The sequence below is a fragment of the Candidatus Nitrosacidococcus sp. I8 genome (genome assembly GCF_945836005.1).
In the GTDB taxonomy this organism is placed as follows: Bacteria; Pseudomonadota; Gammaproteobacteria; order Nitrosococcales; family Nitrosococcaceae; genus Nitrosacidococcus.
The window spans coordinates 597,478-619,466 of sequence record NZ_OX241534.1 but is presented as its reverse complement, the minus strand read 5'-3'; the positions used below and the strand labels follow the sequence as shown (position 1 = coordinate 619,466).

Genomic DNA, 21,989 nt, shown 5'->3' with positions numbered 1-21,989 from the left:
ATGGTAAGAAATATTGCTATATGGTTAGTATTGACCATCTTGGCTGTACTAATAATATGGAAGGGCTTCTCTTTTAAAAATTACCAAATAAACCTAGCTTCACCTTCCATTCTACAAAAATATCACTCTGGATCATTACTTGTTGGTATCGATCTTAATCCACAAACTCCCATCGTAGGAGAAAATACACTCACCATTACGATACAGGATAAAAAGTATAAATCTATTAGCTACAGTGTGATTAAAGCAAAAGCCCAAATGCCGGCAATGGGATCTATGGCAAGTATGCAAATACCCATATCTATTCACGAGATCAATTCAGGGCTATATAAGGGTATATTTAAAATCCCTATGGAGGGGAATTGGCCTCTTAGCTTAGAAATTAGTACCCAGAGAGAGCACACTAAATTACGTTTTGATATGACAACGGGTCGATCGGGTCTTACTTTAATTTCAGGTGCATCCCTTACTGAAAAAAAGCATAAAATGGAAGGCATGGAAGGCATGGAAGGCATGGAGGGGATGAAAATGGAGCAACAAAAATCTAGTGCGATTATTATAGACCCTCATCGCCGTCAACTCATTGGGGTAAAAACAACTAAAGCTGAATATCGCCCTTTAATTCGTACTATCCGAGCTTTAGGCCAAGTAACTTATGATGAAACTACCCTCACTGATATTACCTTAAAAGTTGATGCTTGGATTGGAAAAGTATATGCAAATTATATAGGTATTCCAGTTGAAAAAAATACACCCTTATTTACTATTTATAGCCCTGAATTACTCACTGCCCAGCAAGAATATTTAGATCTGAAACGCCAAATACCTCATCACAATGAGTTATCTACTAAAACACTATTAAATGCAGCACACAAACGGCTTTCATTATGGAATATAGAATCTGAGGAAATAAAAGCCTTGGCACAACGAGGTATACCTAATGATTACGTCTCTATCCATGCCTCCCATTCTGGTGTAATTATAGAAAAAAATATTGTTGAGGGGACATCGCAGCAAGCTGGTAAGTTATTAATGCGGATTGCTGATCTTTCTAAAGTTTGGATAGAAGCTGAAATCTACGAAGATGAAATTCCTTTAATTCAAAAAAATACTCCTGCGTTAATCACCTTTCCCTACTTACCTAATCGAGAGTTTCAAGGATACATTGATTATATTTATCCTTATCTTCAAGAAAACGCCCGTACGGGAAAAGTACGCTTAGTATTAGATAATCCTGAAGGAATTTTAAAACCGGGTATGTATGCTCAGGTTAATATTCTTGCTAATTTAGGAAATCGTTTAACTGTTCCTGAGAGTGCAATACTTTTCTCTGGCAATCATCAGATTGTATTTAGAGATCTAGACGATGGGCAATTAGCTCCCGTCGAAGTAAAAACAGGTCAATCTAATAAAGATTATATTGAAATACTCACAGGGTTAAAAGATGGAGACTCAATTATCAGCTCTGGAAATTTTCTTATTTCCTCAGAAACTCAATTAAAAGCAGGTCTTGAGCAGTGGTAAAATCCTTCAGAACATAATGATCCAAAGAATCATTGCTTGGTGTGGAGAAAATTGGCTCTCTACCCTAATAGTAACAACTTTAGTGACTTTTTTAGGCTATCACTCTCTTATCCATGCTCCTTTAGATGCACTTCCTGATCTTTCTGAAACTCAAGTCATTGTTTACACTCAATGGGAGGGACAAAGCCCAGATTTAGTTGAAGATCAAATTACCTACCCTCTTACTACTCTATTTCTTTCCGCTCCTAAAGTCAGCTATGTACGGGGGCAGAGCATGGAAGGGTATTCTTTTATCTACGTTATTTTTGAAGAAAATACAGATATATATTGGGCAAGATCTCGAGTATTAGAATACCTAAATACCACTCAAGCAAAGCTCCCTAAAAATGTACAGCCTACTTTGGGACCAGATGCGACAGGGATTGGTTGGGTATATCAATACGCATTAAGAGATACTAGTGGCACTCACGATCTTTCGGAGCTACGTAGCCTTCAAGATTTTAACCTTCGTTATGCTCTTGCTTCAGTAAATGGTGTAGCAGAAATAGCTTCCATTGGAGGTTATGAAAAAGAATATCAAGTGGATATTGACCCTAATAAATTAGCTGCCTTCAGTATCCCTTTAAATAGAGTAATCAATGCAGTACGAGATTCAAATCAGGAAGTAGGTGGACGAGTACTTGAAATAAGTGGCACTCGACAACTCATCCGTAGTCGAGGATATATTCACTCTATTGAGGATTTAAAAAAAACGGTTTTAGCAATAGATAAAGAAAATATTCCTACTACCTTAAATCAAGTAGCTAGGGTGCATTTAGGACCAGCCTATCAGATAGGGCAAGCAGATTTAAACGGAGAAGGAGTTACCGTAGGTGGCATTGTCATTATGCGTTATGGAGAAAACGCTCTTAATGTGATTAAGGGGGTAAAGCAAAAAATAGAGGAAATTAAAAAAAACTTACCTAAAGAAATTGAAATTATCTCTATCTATGATCGATCTGAGCTGATTAATCGAGCAGTAAATACCTTAAATCATACCTTGATTAAAGAGATAGCTATTGTCTCGCTAGTAATTATTGTTTTTTTACTCCATGTGCCTTCTGCATTAGTAGTGATCATTACCCTACCTATTGCTGTATTGTTAGGGTTTATTCCTATGTATTATCAAAATCTTACTGCCAATATTATGTCTTTAGGAGGGATTGCGGTGGCTATTGGGGCTATGGTAGATGGTGCGATTGCCATGATTGAAAATGTGCATCGTCATTTAGGTCAATGGCAAAATAGTGCTAAAAAAAATCCAACACGTACCCAAGTGATTATTAATGCTTTGCAGGAAGTAGGTCCAAGTATTTTTTTTGCCTTACTTATTATTACTGTTTCCTTTACTCCTATTTTTGCACTTCAAGGGATGGAAGGACGGCTTTTTAAGCCTTTAGCTTTTACCAAAAGCTATGCCATGTTTTTTGCTGCACTGTTATCCATTACTCTAATTCCTGCTTTAGCGGTATTAGTAATAAAAGGGTATATTCCTAATAAGCAGGATTGGTTAAATCAATGGTTAATCACAGGCTATGCCTTTCTCATTCGAGAGATAGTGAAATTAAGATGGATAGTTATAAGCATAACTGGGATTAGCTTAATTGCTATTGTGCCTTTATCTCAATCCCTAGATACAGAGTTTATGCCTCCTTTAAATGAAGGAGCTATTTTATATATGCCCACCTCAGTACCGGGGATGTCTATGCAGGTAGCTACCCAAACTCTACAAACTATGGATCGAGTGCTGAGTCAATTTCCAGAAATAGCGCAGGTGTTCGGAAAGACAGGACGATCTACTAGTCCTACAGACTCTGCCCCCCTTTCTATGTTTGAAATTAATATTCAATTGAAACCTCAAGATCAGTGGTCACAAGGAATGACTTGGGATAAGCTAATTCAAAAAATGGATCAAGCAATGGCATTTCCTGGGATGGCTAATATTTGGTGGATGCCTATTCAAACGAGAATTGAAATGCTCACTACGGGAATTCGCTCTCCGCTTGGCATTAAAGTTTTTGGCTCTGATTTAAACATAATTCAGCAAATTACTACTGAAATTGAGCAAGTTTTAAAAACCGATTCTCGTATTCAGCCTTACACTCGTAATGCTTTTGCAGAGCGTGCCACTGAGGGGTATTTTATAGACTTTGATATTGATCGGGTTAAGGCAGCCCGCTTTGGACTCAATGTAGCTGATGTGGAAAGTGTGATTGCTACGGGTATTGGCGGTAAAGTAGTCTCCCAAACGGTAGAAGGTCGTGAGCGATACAATATTTTAGTACGCTATGAACGATCCTATCGAGATCATCTCCAAACTCTTCAACGAACCCTGATTGATACCCCAAATGGGGCCAAAATTCCTATTTCCCAAGTGGCAGATATTCAATTTCGCACTGGACCAGCAACTATTTATAGTGAAAACGCTCAGCTAATCAGCACGATTACTATAAATGTAGCAGATGATATTGGTATTGTAGATTATGTAGAAAAAGCTAAAGAAATTATTGGCAATAGAGTATCTATCCCTACCGGCTATCATTTGGTATGGGCAGGTCAATTTGAGCACTATACCCATGCCAAGAAAAGCCTTTCTTTACTTGTGCCTCTTACCCTTACGATTATTTTCTTTATGCTCTATCTCCATAGGAAATCTTTGACAGAGACGTTTATTATTATGGGGATTTTACCTTTTTCTTTACTAGGCAGTGTGGGTATTGTTGTTTGGCTTCACTATAAATTAAGTGTAGCAGTTGCCATAGGCATGATTGCTTCAGCAGGTCTAGCAATTGAGTTAGGAATATTAATGATGCTCTATCTTAATATTTCTTATCAAAATTATTGGGATAAGGGAAAGTTAAATAACTGGACTGACCTTATTGATTCAATTGTAGATGGAGCAGCAAAGCGGCTTAGACCTAAACTTATGACTGGTTTTGCCCTTTTTATAGGGCTTATTCCTATCATGTATACCCAAGGTACAGGATCTGAAGTGATGCAACGAATTGCCGCTCCCATGATAGGTGGTGTTATTGTTTCTTTTGTAACAGTATTAATTGTATTTCCTGCAATTTTTTCTATTTGGAAAGGGCAAGAGATAAAAAACTCAGTGAAAAATTCTTAAAGTTAGAGGATAACGATATTGCTCTCCTTGATTGGCTTTAAAAGAGGCAATAATAGTAAAGACTAACCAATAAATTGCCAGCATTACCCATAAAGGTATCGCAATAATCAAACCCAAACCAAAAGTGATGGTAACGAGTAAAAATAAGGCTAAAGAAAAAATACCTAAAGTAATATTAAAGTTAAAAGATTCTTTTCCCTGATCATCTACAAAGGGCATCGTGTTACGCTTAATCAGCCACACGATCAAAGGACCTACAAAACAACCCCATCCTGCGGTAGGACTCGTAAGCAATCCACCAAGAAATGAAGATAAATGAGCCAAAGTTGCCCATAATCGTTCCTCAGGGTTTGGCGTGTTATTACTTATAGCCACATTCATATTATCCATAGCAGTATCACCTACTAGCTTATCTATTTATAATTTAAGATACTTACCATTATATCTACTTATAGTATTTTGTATTTTTCCTCCACGATAAATTAAAAATAATGGTAATTATTATTCATATTTAATTAATCTAATTAAGTTAACTTAATATTTAAGATTAAAATCCTAAAAAAAGGATGGATCAATCTTTATTCAGAAATGAGGAGTTACTATGCAGTGTAGGTTTTTCACATACCCAATTTTTTGGCTAGGGTTACTTAGCTATAGCATTATTAGCTATGGAGCGTTAAACCAACCCGCTCAAAATGCTCTGCATATGTTGGATTACATTAGTGTAGATTACCCTACCTTTGTTCAAAATGAACAAGTACTAGATGATCAGGAGTATCAAGAGCAACAGGAATTTTCCCAAACCGTTGTAAAAACTTTAAAAACCCTCCCTGATAATCCTGAAAAAGATATTCTTCTACAACAAGCACAAAAGCTAGTGATTCAAATAAACAATAAAGAATCTGGAGAAGCTATCACCACAATAGCTAATAAAATCCATGATGATCTTATTCAAGCCTATCATCTTGAGATTGCTCCTAAAAATATACCTGATATTGCGATAGGAAAAACTCTATATCAGGAACACTGTACCAGTTGCCATGGGGTAAGTGGGAATGGAAAAGGTCCTAATGCTGAAAACTTAGATCCGCAACCTACCGATTTCAGAGACAAGATTCGCCAAGATCAACGTAGTATCTATAGCCTATTTAATACCCTAACTTTAGGAGTATCAGGAACGGCTATGCCTAGTTTTCAAGAGAATTTAAGCGAGGATCAACGCTGGGCTATCGCATTTTTTGTCAGCACATTTTCAGCTACTGAGAAAGAAAGAGTTAATGGAAAAACTCTTTGGCAACAAGGAATAAGTAAAGAGATTTTTACTAATCTACAAATCTTAACTAGCCAGACCCCAAAGGAAATAAAAACTCAGTATGGGGAACAAGCTCAGAGTGTTTTAGCTTATTTACGCAGTGATCCTAGCCAAATTAATCGTGGTCAATCTCCATTAGAATTTAGCCAACAACGCCTGAAACAAAGCCTTGAGGCTTACCAACAAAATAACTACCCTAAAGCACAGCAATTGGCTATTGAAGCCTATTTAGAAGGGTTTGAGTTAATCGAAAATAATTTAGATGCCATCAACTCCCAGCTTAGAATCCAAGTTGAACAAGAAATGATGGCCTATCGCCAGATGATTCATAAGAAAGTATCTTTAGATACGTTAGAGCAACAATATGAGTCTTTATATCATCTACTAGAGAAAACCCAGCAGCGCCTACAAGAGACAGAGTTCTCTACTACCGCTGTTGTTTTAAGCGCTTTAACTATCATTGTTCGAGAAGGATTAGAAGCGGTATTAGTCATTGGTGCTCTACTCTCTGTGCTTATCCGTACCCAAAGGCGAGATGGATTGGTTTATGTTCATGCTGGCTGGATCATTGCCTTAATCTTTGGTGGACTTACATGGTTGGCAGCTACCCATTTTATCAAAATTAGTGGAGCAAGCCGTGAAGTTACTGAAGGGATCGCAGCACTCATTGCTATGATTATTCTACTTTATGTAGGATTTTGGCTTCATAGTAAAACTTATGCAGATGGTTGGCAGCGTTTTATTTCTAAACAAGTGCAAGGAGCTTTAAACCAAAGAACCCTTTGGGCACTGGCTTCTTTATCCTTTCTTGCAGTATATCGAGAAGCATTTGAAACTGTATTATTCTACGAAGCACTCCTTACTCAAGTAGGTGCTACGGGAAAAAGTGCGGTACTATGGGGCTTTATTGCAGGTACTGGGTTGCTTATTATTTTAAGCAGTATTATTTTTTACTCAAGCATTCGCCTACCCTTAAAGCTATTTTTTAGTAGCACCTCAGCTATTCTTGCTTTACTCGCTGTAGTATTAGCTGGTAAAGGTATCAGTGCATTACAAGAAGCAGGTTGGGTCTCCCTAGATTCAGTATCTTTCCCAACCATTCCGCTTTTAGGCATATATCCAAGCTGGCAGGGGCTGAGTCTCCAAGGAGTAATATTAGCACTTATTTTCTTAGGATTTTTCTATCAAAATCGAATGGTACAAAACGATAAAGCCGCTCAATAATAAAGATACTCATTAAGTACTCACCATCATTACTAGCCATGTTATTTAGTAAAAATAAAAAACAAGTAATTAGCAAAATATGCCTATTTGTTTATCTGATAAGCTGGCTAGTAAATGCCCAAGTATTACCCTTATTTATAGCAACACTTGGTGATTCTCATCAATTATTTGTAACTCAGCAAAATAATCATTTAGAAATTTCTCTACATCATCCTGGTCATTACGATCAGCGTGAACTAGCTTCTTCATCCATTAATTTAGAGCAAGATTTATTAGATAAATTAATTAATGTATTTGTAGATGAAAACAAGCAAGAAGATCCAGACCATATTTTTTATATTCCTTTAGATAAATCACCCTTTTTAGAAGTAGATAAAATATCTAGTTTTAACCCTACTAAAGCAATTACGGTATTTTTTGCTGCAATCACTCCATTAGTATTTATTATCTATCCAACTAAATATTTATTTACTAGTTTTTTTAGGAAAAAATCTCTAAAGATTTCCTTAACTCCTCCACATCTTGCTACTACAGTATTACAGATTTAGATTGAAAATAAACTTTGTCTACCTAAGTATAATCAATAACGTGTACTTTCTAAGTACCTCTAAATTCAAATCTAGAACTTTATATGGTTTTGAGTGAAAGCATAGAAATGCTTACTAAAAAAATCTCTATCTTACTATTTATAGAATTTATTTTTATATCTACCTTAACTGGGTGTGGTGCGTATTATAGTTCCCGATTCCCCAAAATTGGGTTAGCTTCCGTAAGGGATCAGGAAGTCATTAATGAGAGGGAGATAATTAAAACGCCCCTAGCTCAAGACATTAAAAAAAATTTACAGGAAGATTCTAGTTTTATAATTAATGAGCCAATAGGAAATATTACTTTATCTCAAACATTGGCTTCTGTACTTATGAATAATCCACAGCTTTCTGTATTTTCAAAAGAAATTCGAGCAAGAGAGGCAGAAATTATTCAAGCAGGTTTATTACCAAATCCAGAGTTGCACTTCGACTCAGAAGATCTTGCTAACGATCAGCTCCTACAATTTGGAGATGGTCCCCAAATTATTAGTAGTTTAAGTCAAGTTATCCTCCTTGGGGGAAAACGGATGAAGCGAGTGATTGCAGCTAACCTTACTCGGGATCTTGCCACTTGGGATTATGAAGTGCAGCGAATGAATGTATTAACTCAAGCCTCTAAAAATTTTACTGCCATGCTCAACGCTCAAGAAAAATTGGATCTTGTAAAACAGTTAATGCAACTTGCTGAACAAGTGGTTTATGTTGTTTCTAAGCGAGTTGAAAGAGGAAAAACCTCGCCTGTCGAAGAAACTAAAGCTCGAGTGGCTCTATCTTCTGTACGAATAACACTAATTCACGCAACACAGGATTTTAATGCATCTAAAAAGCGATTAGCAGCACTTTGGGGAAGTACTGATCCTAAATTTGAAAGAATTATAGGTCAGTTTGGAAAAATTGCTCCTATTCCTTCTTTAGAACAATTAACTCAGTTGATTCATCAAAATCCTGATCTTGCTCGCTGGGCTACTGAACTTACTCAGAGGAAAGCTATCGTTGATTTAGAAAAAAGTGAGGCAATTCCAGATATTACTGTGAGTATAGGAGATATACTTTATCCTACCCCAGGGCAAGGAATGAGTAGAAATGTACACGGGCTTGCTGCTGGAATTTCAGTGCCTTTAACTATATTTGATCGTAATCAGGGGAATATTTTAGCAGCATACCATCGTTTAGCTAAAGCTGAAGATGCCCAATATGCTGCTCGAGTACAGATTGTTTCTGATTTGAGTACTGCCTATCAACAATTAGCCAGCGCTCGAGCAGAGGCAATTATTTTAAATACTCAAACTGTCCCAGGGGCACAAAGTGCTTTTGATGCAGCTACTAGAGGGTTTAGTCTAGGTAAATTTGATTTTCTCAGTGTGCTTAATGCCCAACAAACTCTTTTTGATTCTAAAGCCCAATATTTACAGGCACTTACTGAATATCATCAATCTGTCGCAGAGGTAGAACGACTTATTGGAGATCGACTTGAAGCAGCCATGAATCTTGGAGGGTAGTTCTATGAAATATAATACCAAGTATGTTGCAATATTAAGCGTAATTGGAGTAGGTATCATCCTTGGAGTGCTTATATTAAGATCAGGATCTCCTTCAGATTCTGTGTATGATCAACAAAAAATAGAGGATTTTAAAAAAGATTCTCAAAAAGAACAAGGGACAAATAGTAATTACCCTTCTATACATATTACTGCAGAAACACAACAGAAAATAGGTATTCAAATAAAGACTGCTGGTCCTGTAATAATTCAGTCCATCTTAACTCTCCCTGGGGAAATCGAACTTAACCCTAAAAAAGTATCTGATGTAGTCTCTCGGGTGGATGGAATAGCAACTAAAGTCTATAAATTTATAGGCGATAAAGTAATAAAAGATGAGATTCTAGCTATTTTAGAAAGCCAAACATTGGCAGATCTAAGAAGCCAATACTTTGTAGCGTTACGTCAGCTAGATTTTGCTAAAGTAATCGCAGAGCGAGAGGAAATTTTATGGAAAGAAAAAGTTTCTGCAAAACAGGACTATTTAGCAGCAAAAATTGAACTACAGAAAGCAAAAATTTTAGTAGAGGCAGCAACTCAAAAACTCCTTGCTCTAGGCATTCCTAAAGACCAAGTCTTGGATTCTAATATTCCTTATAATCGCTATGAGCTGCGAGCACCTTTCGATGGAGAGGTTATTCAACAAAATCTTGTATTGGGCGAGTCTGCTAGCTCTACCTCAATAGTATTCTCTATTGCCGATCTTTCTACCGTTTGGGGAGAAATCACAATATACACCAGAGACTTGAAAGATATTCAAATCGGTCATTCAGTGATGATTGAAGCTACAGATGCGGGATTTACTACTACTGGTACTGTTTTTTATATTGCCCCCTTAGTAGGGCAAAAAACACGTTCAACAACAGCCTATGTGCAAATCCCTAACCCTGAAGGTTATTGGTATCCTGGTTTATTTATAAATGCCAAAATATCTCATAAAGAAAATCAAACTCCTGTGGCTGTGGATCGTGGTGCAATACAAACCTATCAAGATCATCCAATCATTTTTGTCCAACATGATGGAGATCAATTTGAAGCACGATCAGTAGTTTTAGGCGTAAAGGACGATCAATGGGTTGAAGTACGAGAGGGCCTCTCTGCCGGTGAGTCCTATGTCGCTAGTAATAGTTTTATTCTTAAATCCGAGTTAAATAAGTTCGATACTATGGATGCTGCTGAATAATACTATAAATCAAGAAATCTAAACAATGTTCTCCTACCTATTAAATTTCTCACTCCAGCAAAGATGGTTAGTCATCGCTGTTGTTTTTGCGCTTAGTGCTTTTGGCGTTTTTAGTTTCCAGCATCTACCGATTAGTGCAGTACCTGATATTAGTAACGTCCAAGTGATGGTTGCTACTAATGCCCCAGGTTATTCCCCCTTAGAAACTGAAGAATTAATTACTTTTCCGGTAGAGTTAGCAATGCTAGGAGCTCCTCGGCTTGAAAAAATACGTTCTATCTCAAAGTATGGTCTATCGCAGGTAACGACCATTTTTGAAGATGGCACAGATGTTTATTTTGCACGCCAGCAAATTAATGAGCGTATTCAAGCTGCTACAGCAAATTTACCTCCTGGAATCGTACCTCGCATTGGTCCTATTTCTACTGGGCTAGGGGAAATATTCTTATGGTCCTTAAAGACTACACCTGATGCTCACAAGCCAAATGGCTCTTCTTATAATATTACCGATTTACGTACCCTACTAGATTGGGTAATTAGCCCGCAATTACTGACTACTCCAGGATTGGTAGAAGTAAATAGTATGGGCGGCTATCAGAAAGAATATCATGTGACTCCCGATCCCAAGAAATTAGTTGCCTATGGGCTAAGTTTTCAGGATGTAATCTTGGCACTTACTAATAATAACAATAATATAGGGGCAGGATATATTGAACATAGAGGAGAACAATATCTTATTCGGGTACCTGGGCGAGTACATACTTTGGATGAAATTAGTCATATTCAAGTAGAGCTTTCTCAAGGGATTCCAATTCTTATTAAAGATATTGCTACAGTATTACTAGGCAAGGAGCTGCGTACTGGGGCAGCAACCAAAGATGGTAAAGAAGCAGTAATAGGCATTGCTATGATGCTGATGGGTAAAAATAGCCATGATGTTGCCCACGCAACAAGAAAAAAGCTATTGGAAATAGATTATTCCTTACCTAAAGGGGTGGAAACAGAGCCTTTTTATGATCGCACTATGCTAATCGATAATGCAATTAATACTGTATCTCATAATCTGCTTGAGGGTGCTGCACTTGTTATTATTATCTTAACTTTACTGCTTGGTAATGTCCGTGCTGCTCTCATTGCTGCTACAGTTATTCCTCTTTCTTTATTGTTCACTATTTCTGGAATGACTATTGGCGGAATCAGTGCTAATTTGTTGAGTTTAGGGGCAATCGACTTTGGGGTGATTGTGGATGGGGCAGTGGTCATTGTAGAGAATAGCGTCCGCCATTTAGCAGAGGAGCAACATCGGTTAAAGCGTCCATTAACCTTAGCTGAGCGTATGGAATCAGTTTATAAATCTTCTGAAGAAGCACGACGGGCATTGCTATTTGGGCAGATGATTATTATGGTGGTATACATTCCGATTTTTGCCCTCACTGGGGTGGAAGGTAAAATGTTTCATCCCATGGCACAGACAGTAATTATCGCTCTTTTAGGGGCTATGATTTTTTCAATTACTTTTGTACCTGCAGCTATCGCTCTTTTTATTGGACAATGGGTTTCGGAGAAAGAAAATTTCTTTATGAGCATAGCAAAAAAAGCTTATGTACCCGTACTCAAATTTTCCCTTGAAAACAGATCCCTCATGGTAGTTATTGCTCTCGTTACCGTGATTTTAAGCGGTTTATTAGTGACTCGAGTAGGCACTGAATTTGTACCTAGCCTAGATGAAGGGGATATGTTAATTGCCAATATTCGAATGCCCGGCACCAGCTTGAGTCAATCTATTGAGATGGAAAAGGATTTAGAAAAATTATTATTGTCATTTCCTGAAGTAAAAACCGTTGCTGCTAGAATTGGTACCCCTGCAATAGCCACTGAAGTTATGGGTCCTGAGCGAAGTGATACTTATGTGATGTTAAAACCTCGAGAAGAGTGGCCAAATCCAAAGCTTCTTAAACAAGATTTAGTTGATACCATAGCTAAAAAAGTAGATGCTCTTCCAGGTGCTGCATTTCATGAATATAGCCAGCCAATTCAAGATCGGATGAATATGTTGCTATCTGGGGTAAAGGCAGATGTAGCTATCAAGGTATTTGGAGAGGATCGCTCAATACTATTAGAGACGGCTGATCGTATTGCAGCAATTGTTAAAACTATACCGGGTGCTTCAGACGTACGGGTAGAGCAGGTGACGGGGTTACCTATTTTGAATATAAAAATGAATCAACGAAATTTAGCTCGCTATGGACTCAATAAAGCAGATATTCAAAATCTTGTTCAAGCGGCAACTGGTGGAGTAATCGCTGGGAAAATTTATTTAGGAGATCGACGCTTTAATCTAGTTGTACGACTACCAGAGCAATATCGACAAGATATTTCTGATCTAAGTCGTTTGCCTATTCCCTTGCCTATAAACCCTGTTTCTTCTTCAGAGATTTCTCAACCCTTTTCAGGATTTAGTTTAAGTCTTGGAAAAACTGACTTTAATATTCAGGATAACGATGGAGTGAGCTATATTCCTTTAAGTTCAGTGGCAGAAATAGATATTCATGCAGGACCAAACCAGATTTCCCGAGAGGATACTAAGCGATTAATCGTTGCCACTTTTAATGTTCGGGGTCGAGATATGGGTTCAGTCGTGGCGGAGGCACAAGAAAAAATTAAAGCTAAAATGAAAATTCCTGCAGGTTATTGGGTAACTTGGGGAGGTAATTTCGAGTTGATGATCGCAGCGGCAAAACGGCTTACTATTGTGATTCCTGTCGCACTCCTCCTTGTATTTTTTCTACTATATAGCACTTTTGGTAACTTTAAAGATGGTTTATTAGTCTTTACCGGGATTCCCTTTGCACTCACGGGTGGAATAGTTTCACTTTGGCTACGAGGGATTAACTTATCCATCTCTGCTGGAGTAGGTTTTATCGCCCTCTCTGGGGTAGCTGTTCTTAATGGTCTAGTGATGGTAGCATTTATTAATAAACTCTATAAAGAAGATGGATTATCACTAGAAGATGCTGTTTATCATGGTGCACTTACCCGCCTTCGCCCAGTGCTTATGACAGCACTAGTCGCTTCCTTAGGCTTTATCCCTATGGCATTAGCGGTTAGTGCAGGTGCTGAAGTACAGCGTCCCTTAGCTACCGTAGTGATTGGAGGAATTCTTTCCTCTACTATACTTACTTTATTACTTTTACCTACTTTTTATGCTTGGGCTTACTCAAATCGATCTAGTCTAAAGAGTATAGCAATTAATAGCAGTGAACCTACAAATAGCCATATTGATCCAAATAACCATAGAGATAATGGAATAGAGAAGTAATAACCTCGCATGCCTAAAGTGTAATGATCCGCTCCTCTCTGAAAGATCTTTATTACAGATTCCACACTAATACCTGATTCTTGATGCCCAGAGACTGTAATAATAAAACCTACATGATTATAGTAACGAATAGCCAAGATAAAATTAAAAAAAGCAAAGAAAAAATTGCTGCTTAAAGTGACTAATTTTAAAAACCAAAATCGATTACTAGAATAGCCAAAATAGTCTATGATTTTCGCAAGATCAGGCTGACCTTTTGTCATAAAAGCTACATTTAAAATTCCCAATGCAATTAAAATTGCAGTAGAGGACAATAAAGTGGCTGCCATCGTCCAATTTCTAAGGGTTTGAATAGCAAGTAACGCTTGATTTTCAGCGATAATTTGCTTAACCCATATTTTACGAATCCTGCGAGATAGCCCAATAGCGGTAGATAAGGGCTGATGACGAGTTTTCCAAAGAAGCCAAATATGGTAACCGCTTAATATAATCGCTGCGAGTACAGTAAACCCATAATCCCAGTAAGACATCATGGTTTTTTACTTAAAGTAAGTTAGAACCATTTACGCTTTTTAAAAAATACTAGTAATCCAATCACAATAGAAATCATGACTAGCCACACTATCGGATAGCCATAATGCCATCTTAATTCTGGCATTGCCCAAGGATTATGATTGTTTGACTCAAAATTCATCCCATAAACTCCCACAATAAACGTTAATGGAATAAAGATGGTGGAAATGATAGTCAGTACTCGCATAATCTCATTGGTATGATTACTGATGCTAGAGAGATACAGATCGAGCATATTTCCTGCCATATCTCGATAAGTCTCCAATAGTTCCATGAGCTGGATACTATGATCATAGCAATCTCGAAGATATATTTGGGTATCTGATCTAATTAAATCACTTTCCATATGTAACAATGCGTTAACCACTTCCCTTTGTGGCCAAAATATTCGTCGTAAATGTAATAATTCTCGCTTTAATCGATGTATGTGAGTCAATTCAGTTCGGGTAGGCTGGAATAATAAAATTTCTTCTAAGTTCTCAACCTCTTCTCCTTTACTCTCTAACAAAGGAAAACCCTGATCGATTACAGAGTCAACCAAGGTATAAAAAAGATAATCGATACTGTGTGCTTGAATCGTATTGTTTTTTTTGTGTAATTTTTTTTGAAGTGTTGTAAAGGGGTTATTTACCCCATCACAAAAACTGATTAAATAGTTTTTTCCTAGAAATAACCCTACTCTTCTAATTTTTAAAGTATTGTCTTCAATAGTAGGTAATCCTAGAACAATAAATAATTGCTCTTCATAGGGCTCTATTTTGGGACGCTGTTCTTTTTTAAAAATATCTTCTACCGCTAACGGATGAATATTAAACAATGCCGCAAGGTGCAATAAAGTTTTATAATCTGCTAAATCTTGGATATGAACCCAAACATTCTCAGATTCAAGAATTTTTCCTTGGCATTCAGATACCTCAGAAAACTCCTGCATTTTAAGATGAGATTTCGTATAGTGGGTAATTTGAATAGATTGCAGATTTACAGGCGCCCCAAATAGAAAATTAACCCTAAAAGATTAGGATAAATTATCAGGAAGATTTATCTTGCTCGTCTTCATCAGGTAATATTTTGCTATGCTTTCCCTGATCCCGCTGGCGGCGTACATGATCTTCTAGTTGGCGGCGCATCGCTCGAAAAGAATCTCGAATAGCAATATAGACATCTTCATGGGCATGATTCTTTTCAGGCTCACGACTGACCACAAGCTCTTTTCCCGGAATAGTCAAATCTATCCTTACATGGTAGATATTGCCATGATTGTGGTGTTTATCCCCTTTTTCTACAATCACATGACAGCGAATAATTTCCTCATAGAATTGGTGTAGTTTATCTGCCTGTTCTTTTATATTTTCTTCCACCGCAGGTGAATATTCAGTATCACGAAAAGTTACCTCTAATGGTAATTTCATTCATTACGCTCCAATTTTTAATTTAAATCTTTATATACTATCTAACCTTCCTAATAGTGGGAATATCATAAGAGAATAATTATTTCTTATCTACTGAAATTTCACCATAAAAAAAGGGCATATTACTACGCCCTTATAAATGTGAGGATTAATTTATGAAAAAATAATAAAGATTTCTACCCTAGCGTAACAGCACAGCGGCGGCTTATGAAAGCTAATCCAAACAATCCTGTACCAAATAGCATCATCATAGAAGGCTCTGGCACGCTAGGATTAGCTACCATAGATACATTGGTGAGTAATGCCATAGGAGGAAGCCCACTTGGGGTACCGACAGAAAGAAATGTTAAGGCTTGGCTTGTTGCAGTTGCGGTAAAGGTCATAGTTGCAGACTGCCAACCAGTAAAGCCCTCAGAAGCGTTGTTTAAAAGATCATTACCTGTAGGAATAGTGCTTTGTGCACCATTAGTACCAGTGTATTGTGTATCATCACCAAAAGAAACTTGTAGAAATTCTGTGGTACCACCGGTACGGCTTTGCATTTGAGCTGCACCCCAATCAAAAGTTAGGGTATATTGTTGGCCGGCTGTTAAACCTGTGACTTGTTGGCTAATACTAGATTGGACACCAGCTGTCTGATCACCATCTAGACCTACGAACGAGCCACTCCCACTAGGTGGTGGAGCAACAGGACCCCAGAGCATTTCTTGACCAGTGCTAGTCCATTGTCCAGTAGCATTCATGGTAGTCGCATCTGATGCGCTTGGGTACCAGATCTCATAGCCATCATTTCCAGTCCAATTTGCAATAAAGTTAGATGCTGTATAGCCATTACCGCTTGCAGTACCAAACTGAGTAGGAGTAGTGATACCACCAGCATCAGAAAAATCACCATTTAAAATTAAATTGGCATGGGCACTAGTGGCAAGTACCGTGCTAAAAGCAAGTGCTGTATATATTTTTGATAGTTTCATTGAGATTAACCTCTATATCATTTAGTTACATAAAAAGTTACTTGAGATATAGAGCAACACTCGTGCCATTTACAATATATTACAATATAATTACATACTTAATTATCAATTATAATTGATAACTTATTGATAATATGCGCCTATAAGTACATATTTAGGTATCTATTTTGTCAGTGACGCTCATGGTAACAAAAAGCCAATTATTGAGCTTATTTAAGATAAGATCTAATTATTCATCATAATGATGAGGTTAATATCTTTCTTCTAAGAAAGATATTCTATTGGGTAAGCACGATTGCTTATTTTTGTCAGTATCAATTTTGGGCTATTAGAAAACAGATACCATATATAAAAATACTTAGATAATATATCTAATTGAAAATTATGACTAAAATTTAAAATAAATAAAAAATTAAAATAGAAAATGACTAAAGCTCTTAGAGTTTTTATAGTTAAGAGGTACGGCGGGTAGTTGAAGCGTAAAGATTACGAAAAGGTTTAATGAGTTGGCCAAAAAATGAAACAGGCATAGGAGCATCAATGCCGTACTGAGTAGGCCAGTGTTTAGGGGAAATATAAGTCCCAAAAATATGATCTAAGATAGGTAGCATAGAGGCATAATTTCTATCCCGCTGCCCCATATTAGTATGGTGCCAATGGTGAAAAAAAGGAGAGGCAATAAAATTCTCCAAAAATCCAAAACGCCAGCGGATATTTGCGTGAATAAAAAATCCCCACGTTACCCCAATGACTAAAAACAATGCAGTTACCGTAGATGAATCCCCAGTCAATCCTAAGGAAAGTACAGGTAGAAAAGTACAAATCCGGGTAAAAAGAATATCTACCGGATGAGCACGGGTATTGGTTAAAAAATCTACCTCTTTAGCACTATGATGAATAGCATGAAATCGCCAAAGCAAAGGAACCTTATGAGTCAGACGATGGGCCCAGTAGAAACCTAATTCCCCTACTGTGAGTGATAAAGCAAGGCGAGCACCTCCAGAAAGCCCATTAATGGCTTCATGAATATGGATTGGAATTAGCTGGTAAATAAAGCCGCCCATAATGGCTAAAGGCGGTGTCAGCATGATGCCAGAGACTATTCCATTGACCATATAATAACCAAGATCCACCCAGAATTGAGAGCGAAAAAAAGCTTGTTTCTCAATTTTAAATACGCGCTCTAAGGGAACAAAAATAGCACAGAGTAAAAACAACCAAACAGATAGATGTAAGATGGTAACAGTGAGTTCATTCATAAAATAAGTGATGTTTTATATGAAAAAAGGCTACTTGGAATAGATATTCCAAGTAGCCCCCATCATACAATGGCTTTTTTTAGTAAGGCAAATAGTTATGATAAATCAATGGTACGGCGACGCATAAAGAAGGCTAATCCAAATAACCCAGTCCCAAATAGAGTAACTGTAGCAGATTCTAGCACAGAAGGAGAACCATCATTACTGCTTTTAGAATCAAGCTGCATAGAACCATTGACAGGAATTGAGCTTATCTTAACAGTATCAAAGATATCCCCATTTTGAACTAGAGGAGGAGATATAGCATGTGCACTAGCAAGCATTGTACTCAAAACAAGTGCCACAGATATTTTCGATGATCTCATGGATCCAAGCCTCCTTAAAGTAGTTACATAACTAATTACGTAGCTAAAGCATTGGATAAGACGTAATTTTTATTATTTTATAATCAGCCTAAAGTAAAAATAGGTTATTTCTTTAAAAATTCAAGAAGAAAAAGATTATATAGTAAAGCATTTATACGTTTTGGTAGAGGAAAAATGGCAGGTAAAAAATGAAAAAAAGCAGAATATTAATTTATCGAGAAATTTATACTATTTTTGAAGTCTATCTTCACAGAGAAGGCTAGTAAATTTTATAACCCCTGAAATATAAACAGATATTAGCAATAATAACACCCTCAAGGTATGTACTACTATACGAGAGAAATGGGTTACTAGGGAGTTTTTCCTAGTAACCCATTGAAAATACTGATTATAATAAATTTGCGCTATAGCGACGCATAAAGAAGGCTAATCCAAATAACCCCGTCCCAAATAAAATAATTGCAGCAGGCTCTGGCACATTATTAGGAGGAGTAACATCCGCTACCATAGCTACATTAGCTAATACTGCCATAGGAGGAAGTCCGCCTGGAGTACCTACAGAAAGAAAGCTTAACACTTGGCTAGCACCTTGGGCGGTAAAGGTAAAAGATTGAGATTGCCAGCCAGTGAATCCACCACTAGAATTATCAAGAACAGCTGTAGATTGAGCACCACTTGGGAGAGTCCCACTTGGAGATAGAGGTACATTACCTAGAGAAACTTGAAGCTGCTCAGTAGTTTTTCCAGTACGACCTTGTAGTTGGGCTGCGCCCCAATCAAAGCTAACAGTATAGTTTTGCCCAGCTGTTAATCCATTGATCGTCTGAGAGATAGAAGCTTGAACAGTATTCCCATTAGAAAAGTCTTGATCCTGAGTCTGATCTCCGTCTAACCCGACAAAGGCACCAATATTCATACTAGTTCCATTGGCATCCGTACCTGTCATAGTAGAGTGTAAATTCTGAGCGTTATCTGGAGATGTGCCAGTATCATTAGTAAATTGATTGGCTACTGGTCCGTCAATAGAATCCTGTACGCTAGGATACCAAATGGTATAACCAGTCGCTGTCCAGCCAGCGAGTCCTTGTCCATAAGATGTGGTACCACTATCGCCTACTTGGCTGGCTGTACTATAGGTGGACTGAGAAAAATCTCCATTTGAGACTAAAGGGGCTGCGTGAGCGTTTATTGTAAAAGCTGTACTCAAGGCGAGTGCAGCAGATATTTTCGTTACTTTCATTAATCCAAGTCTCCATAGTGTATTGATACAAAACACTAAAGCGTTGGATAAGATGCACTATTTTGTATTTATTATATCAATTGTCAACTATAGATCATGATCTTAAATAATCAAGGAAGTAGAGAAATTTAACTCAAAAAATTTATTTAAAAGCTAGTTGCAGGCGGAAAATAGGGGAGATTTATTTTTGATAGGAATAAAAAAAGACAGGATATTTTTTTCTGAGCAAAAAAAGGCTCCTAATACACCACGATTAGGAGCCAAAACAAAGGCAATTTATGCTACCTTTGAAAACCATCTTACCAAGTACTTTAGTACTCGATAAAATATAAAGCAATTACCGTGCCAATTTTATCTTAAATAGATTAATCAATTAGTTATGTATTTTATCCCAGAAATACTAGGTATTTTTACTGACCTAAATAGGCAGGTTATGACTAAAAATGTCGTTTTTTGTCATATTGAACTCAGAAAATAAAAATCCCTTATAAAATTTTTTATAAAATACCCGATTGGTAATCTGCAAGTGCCTGTTGGATTTCTTCTTTGCTATTCATGACAAAAGGTCCGTAGCGCACAATAGACTCTTTAAGTGGTTGACCTGCGATAAATAATAATCTGGCAGATTCATCTGTTGTAGTTATGGTGATTGTATTTCCTGAATCAAGCACCGCAAGGGTGCCTTGATTTATCGTTTTAATAGGGTTACCTACTTGAGCAGATCCTACATAAACATAAATAAATGCACTATAGTGATCAAGCAAAGATAAGCTATAGCTAGCTTGAGGTGGTAATTCCATATCCAAATAAATAGGCTGGGTGGTAGGAGCATCTACAGGTCCTTTATAGCCATTGATTTCTCCAGCAATCACTTTTACTTTTACTCCATTTTCTTCAAAAATAGGAATACGCTCTGATTGAATATCTTGATAACGGGGGGCAGTCATCTTATCTTGAGCTGGTAAATTAACCCAAAGCTGAAAACCCCACAATAATCCATCTTCTTGCTCTGGCATCTCTGAATGAACAATACCACGACCTGCTGTCATCCACTGCACATCACCTGCAGTCAACAATCCCTTATTTCCTTGATTATCTTTATGACGCATCCGCCCTGTAAGCATATAAGTGACGGTTTCAAATCCTCGATGAGGGTGATCGGGAAATCCTGCAATATAATCATTTGGATTATCAGATTTAAATTCATCTAATAATAAAAACGGATCTAATTGAAGTAATTGAGATGTACCCATCACTCGATTAATGTGTACTCCGGCACCATCATAAGTGGATCGCCCTTGTACGGTTTGAATGACCTGTCGCTGTTTCATCGCTTTATCCCTTAGCCTAAGAAAATTAAAATGCTATAACATTAAAGTATATGGTACTTAAAGAGTATAAATTCAAGGGATTAAAGACCTTATTAGCCAAGTTTTGTATTTCACTCTATACTTTTATTAAGCTACTTAATAAGTGGCTTCTATTCTGGTTAAACATTCAAAAAGATATTTTTATTGCTTCTTGATGAATATTTAGCCAAAACACATGAATTTGATTTTGGTAAGGAGATTAATAGTGATTAAGCTTTATTATTCACCGGGAGCTTGCTCTTTAGCTTCTCATATTGTGCTTGAGTGGATTGGAGAGTCTTACGGGGCAGAGGCAGTAAAGATTGGTAGTCCACAACTTATTAAATTAAATCCCGCAGGTGCTGTACCGGTATTAGATACAGGAGAAGGCTGGACCTTAACCCAGTCAGGTGCAATTCTTAAGTATTTAACCAATCGTTTTCCTAAATCAAATTTAGGCTCTGACGGTTCTTTACGTGGAAATGCCGAGTTTGATCGTTGGTTGTTATTTATGACGGGGGATTTACATCCTGCTTTCTATCCTTTCTATTTTCCTCAACGCTATACCACTTCTAAGGATGAGGAAGATCTAGAAGTTGTTCGTGCTGCCGCAAGAAAATTAATCGCTAAGCGCTATGAGTTACTCGAAAATCACCTTGATAGTAAAGATCACATTGTAGGCAATAAGCGTACTGCAGTAGATGCCTATGCCCTTCCTATGCTCCAATGGGGCAATAAAGCACTCAAGGATGGGATTAAGCCCTACGCTAACTTACAACGCTTTCATGATACCTTAGTGCAAGATGCTCAAGTGCAACAAGTACTTAAAATTGAAGGATTAGTCTAAAAAATTTAGGGCTATTTTTAAAGTAAATAGCCCTAATATAAAAATTTTTCCCTTTCTATCCATTTTGTTATTATTACTTTAATAGCTTAAATCTAAAAAATTTAAACAATAAGTAAATTG

The 21,989-nt window shown here is 37.2% G+C and carries 17 protein-coding genes; 8 read left to right on the top strand and 9 right to left on the bottom strand.

The features are described 5' to 3' along the window. Window positions 1–1,524, top strand: coding sequence for an efflux RND transporter periplasmic adaptor subunit (locus OOL07_RS03095; RefSeq protein WP_264694963.1), 1,524 nt, complete (start codon window positions 1–3; stop codon window positions 1,522–1,524). Next, window positions 1,511–4,687, top strand: a complete 3,177-nt coding sequence (locus OOL07_RS03090; RefSeq protein WP_264694962.1) for an efflux RND transporter permease subunit — start codon at window positions 1,511–1,513, stop codon at window positions 4,685–4,687. The genes OOL07_RS03095 and OOL07_RS03090 overlap by 14 nt, the downstream gene beginning before the upstream one ends. Here OOL07_RS03090 and OOL07_RS03085 read toward each other — a convergent pair. Then, a complete protein-coding gene (locus tag OOL07_RS03085; protein WP_264694960.1) occupies window positions 4,670–5,077 on the bottom strand; it encodes a DUF4870 domain-containing protein in 408 nt (135 codons plus the stop codon). The genes OOL07_RS03090 and OOL07_RS03085 overlap by 18 nt on opposite strands. Window positions 5,078–5,288: 211 nt before the next feature. Here OOL07_RS03085 and OOL07_RS03080 point away from each other — a divergent pair, with 211 nt between their 5' ends. The 5 genes from OOL07_RS03080 (at window position 5,289) to OOL07_RS03060 (ending at window position 13,853) form a co-directional block, all read left to right on the top strand. Beyond that, window positions 5,289–7,223 (top strand): cytochrome c/FTR1 family iron permease, encoded by a 1,935-nt coding sequence (locus OOL07_RS03080; RefSeq protein ID WP_264694958.1) that lies wholly within the window; start codon window positions 5,289–5,291, stop codon window positions 7,221–7,223. A 38-nt stretch (window positions 7,224–7,261) separates the two neighbouring features. Then, the gene (locus tag OOL07_RS03075) at window positions 7,262–7,771 is read left to right on the top strand and encodes a hypothetical protein (protein ID WP_264694957.1); all 510 of its coding nucleotides are present in this window, start codon (window positions 7,262–7,264) and stop codon (window positions 7,769–7,771) included. A gap of 89 nt (window positions 7,772–7,860) precedes the next feature. Further along, complete coding sequence (locus OOL07_RS03070) at window positions 7,861–9,312, top strand: TolC family protein (protein ID WP_264694956.1); 1,452 nt, start codon at window positions 7,861–7,863, stop codon at window positions 9,310–9,312. A 4-nt stretch (window positions 9,313–9,316) separates the two neighbouring features. Next, window positions 9,317–10,534, top strand: coding sequence for an efflux RND transporter periplasmic adaptor subunit (locus OOL07_RS03065; RefSeq protein WP_264694955.1), 1,218 nt, complete (start codon window positions 9,317–9,319; stop codon window positions 10,532–10,534). Between the two features lie 25 nt (window positions 10,535–10,559). Continuing rightward, window positions 10,560–13,853: an efflux RND transporter permease subunit gene (locus tag OOL07_RS03060; protein ID WP_264694954.1), complete on the top strand. Its 3,294-nt coding sequence runs from the start codon at window positions 10,560–10,562 to the stop codon at window positions 13,851–13,853. Here OOL07_RS03060 and OOL07_RS03055 read toward each other — a convergent pair. The 8 genes from OOL07_RS03055 to OOL07_RS03020 form a co-directional block, all read right to left on the bottom strand. Further along, window positions 13,748–14,386 carry a DUF599 domain-containing protein gene (locus OOL07_RS03055; protein WP_264694953.1) on the bottom strand — a complete coding sequence of 213 codons (639 nt, stop codon included), beginning with the start codon at window positions 14,384–14,386 and terminating at the stop codon, window positions 13,748–13,750. The two genes, OOL07_RS03060 and OOL07_RS03055, sit on opposite strands and share 106 nt — an antisense overlap. 20 nt (window positions 14,387–14,406) lie before the next feature. Further along, complete coding sequence (gene corA / locus OOL07_RS03050) at window positions 14,407–15,387, bottom strand: magnesium/cobalt transporter CorA (protein ID WP_264696313.1); 981 nt, start codon at window positions 15,385–15,387, stop codon at window positions 14,407–14,409. Between the two features lie 67 nt (window positions 15,388–15,454). Next, window positions 15,455–15,835, bottom strand: a complete 381-nt coding sequence (locus tag OOL07_RS03045; protein WP_264694952.1) for an HPF/RaiA family ribosome-associated protein — start codon at window positions 15,833–15,835, stop codon at window positions 15,455–15,457. Window positions 15,836–16,011: 176 nt separating this feature from the next. After that, window positions 16,012–16,809: a PEP-CTERM sorting domain-containing protein gene (locus OOL07_RS03040; RefSeq protein ID WP_264694951.1), complete on the bottom strand. Its 798-nt coding sequence runs from the start codon at window positions 16,807–16,809 to the stop codon at window positions 16,012–16,014. Window positions 16,810–17,261: 452 nt separating this feature from the next. Next, window positions 17,262–18,068, bottom strand: coding sequence for a sterol desaturase family protein (locus OOL07_RS03035; RefSeq protein WP_264694950.1), 807 nt, complete (start codon window positions 18,066–18,068; stop codon window positions 17,262–17,264). A 95-nt stretch (window positions 18,069–18,163) separates the two neighbouring features. After that, window positions 18,164–18,433, bottom strand: a complete 270-nt coding sequence (locus OOL07_RS03030) for a hypothetical protein (protein WP_264694949.1) — start codon at window positions 18,431–18,433, stop codon at window positions 18,164–18,166. Between the two features lie 388 nt (window positions 18,434–18,821). Then, the gene (locus OOL07_RS03025) at window positions 18,822–19,673 is read right to left on the bottom strand and encodes a DUF642 domain-containing protein (protein ID WP_264694948.1); all 852 of its coding nucleotides are present in this window, start codon (window positions 19,671–19,673) and stop codon (window positions 18,822–18,824) included. 497 nt (window positions 19,674–20,170) lie between these two features. Continuing rightward, on the bottom strand, window positions 20,171–21,004 hold the full coding sequence (locus tag OOL07_RS03020; protein WP_264694947.1) for a pirin family protein: 834 nt from the start codon (window positions 21,002–21,004) through the stop codon (window positions 20,171–20,173). Window positions 21,005–21,248: 244 nt separating this feature from the next. On the opposite strand from OOL07_RS03020, the gene OOL07_RS03015 reads away from it, so the two are divergent. Then, window positions 21,249–21,869, top strand: coding sequence for a glutathione S-transferase family protein (locus tag OOL07_RS03015; RefSeq protein ID WP_264694945.1), 621 nt, complete (start codon window positions 21,249–21,251; stop codon window positions 21,867–21,869). Window positions 21,870–21,989 lie beyond the last annotated feature (120 nt).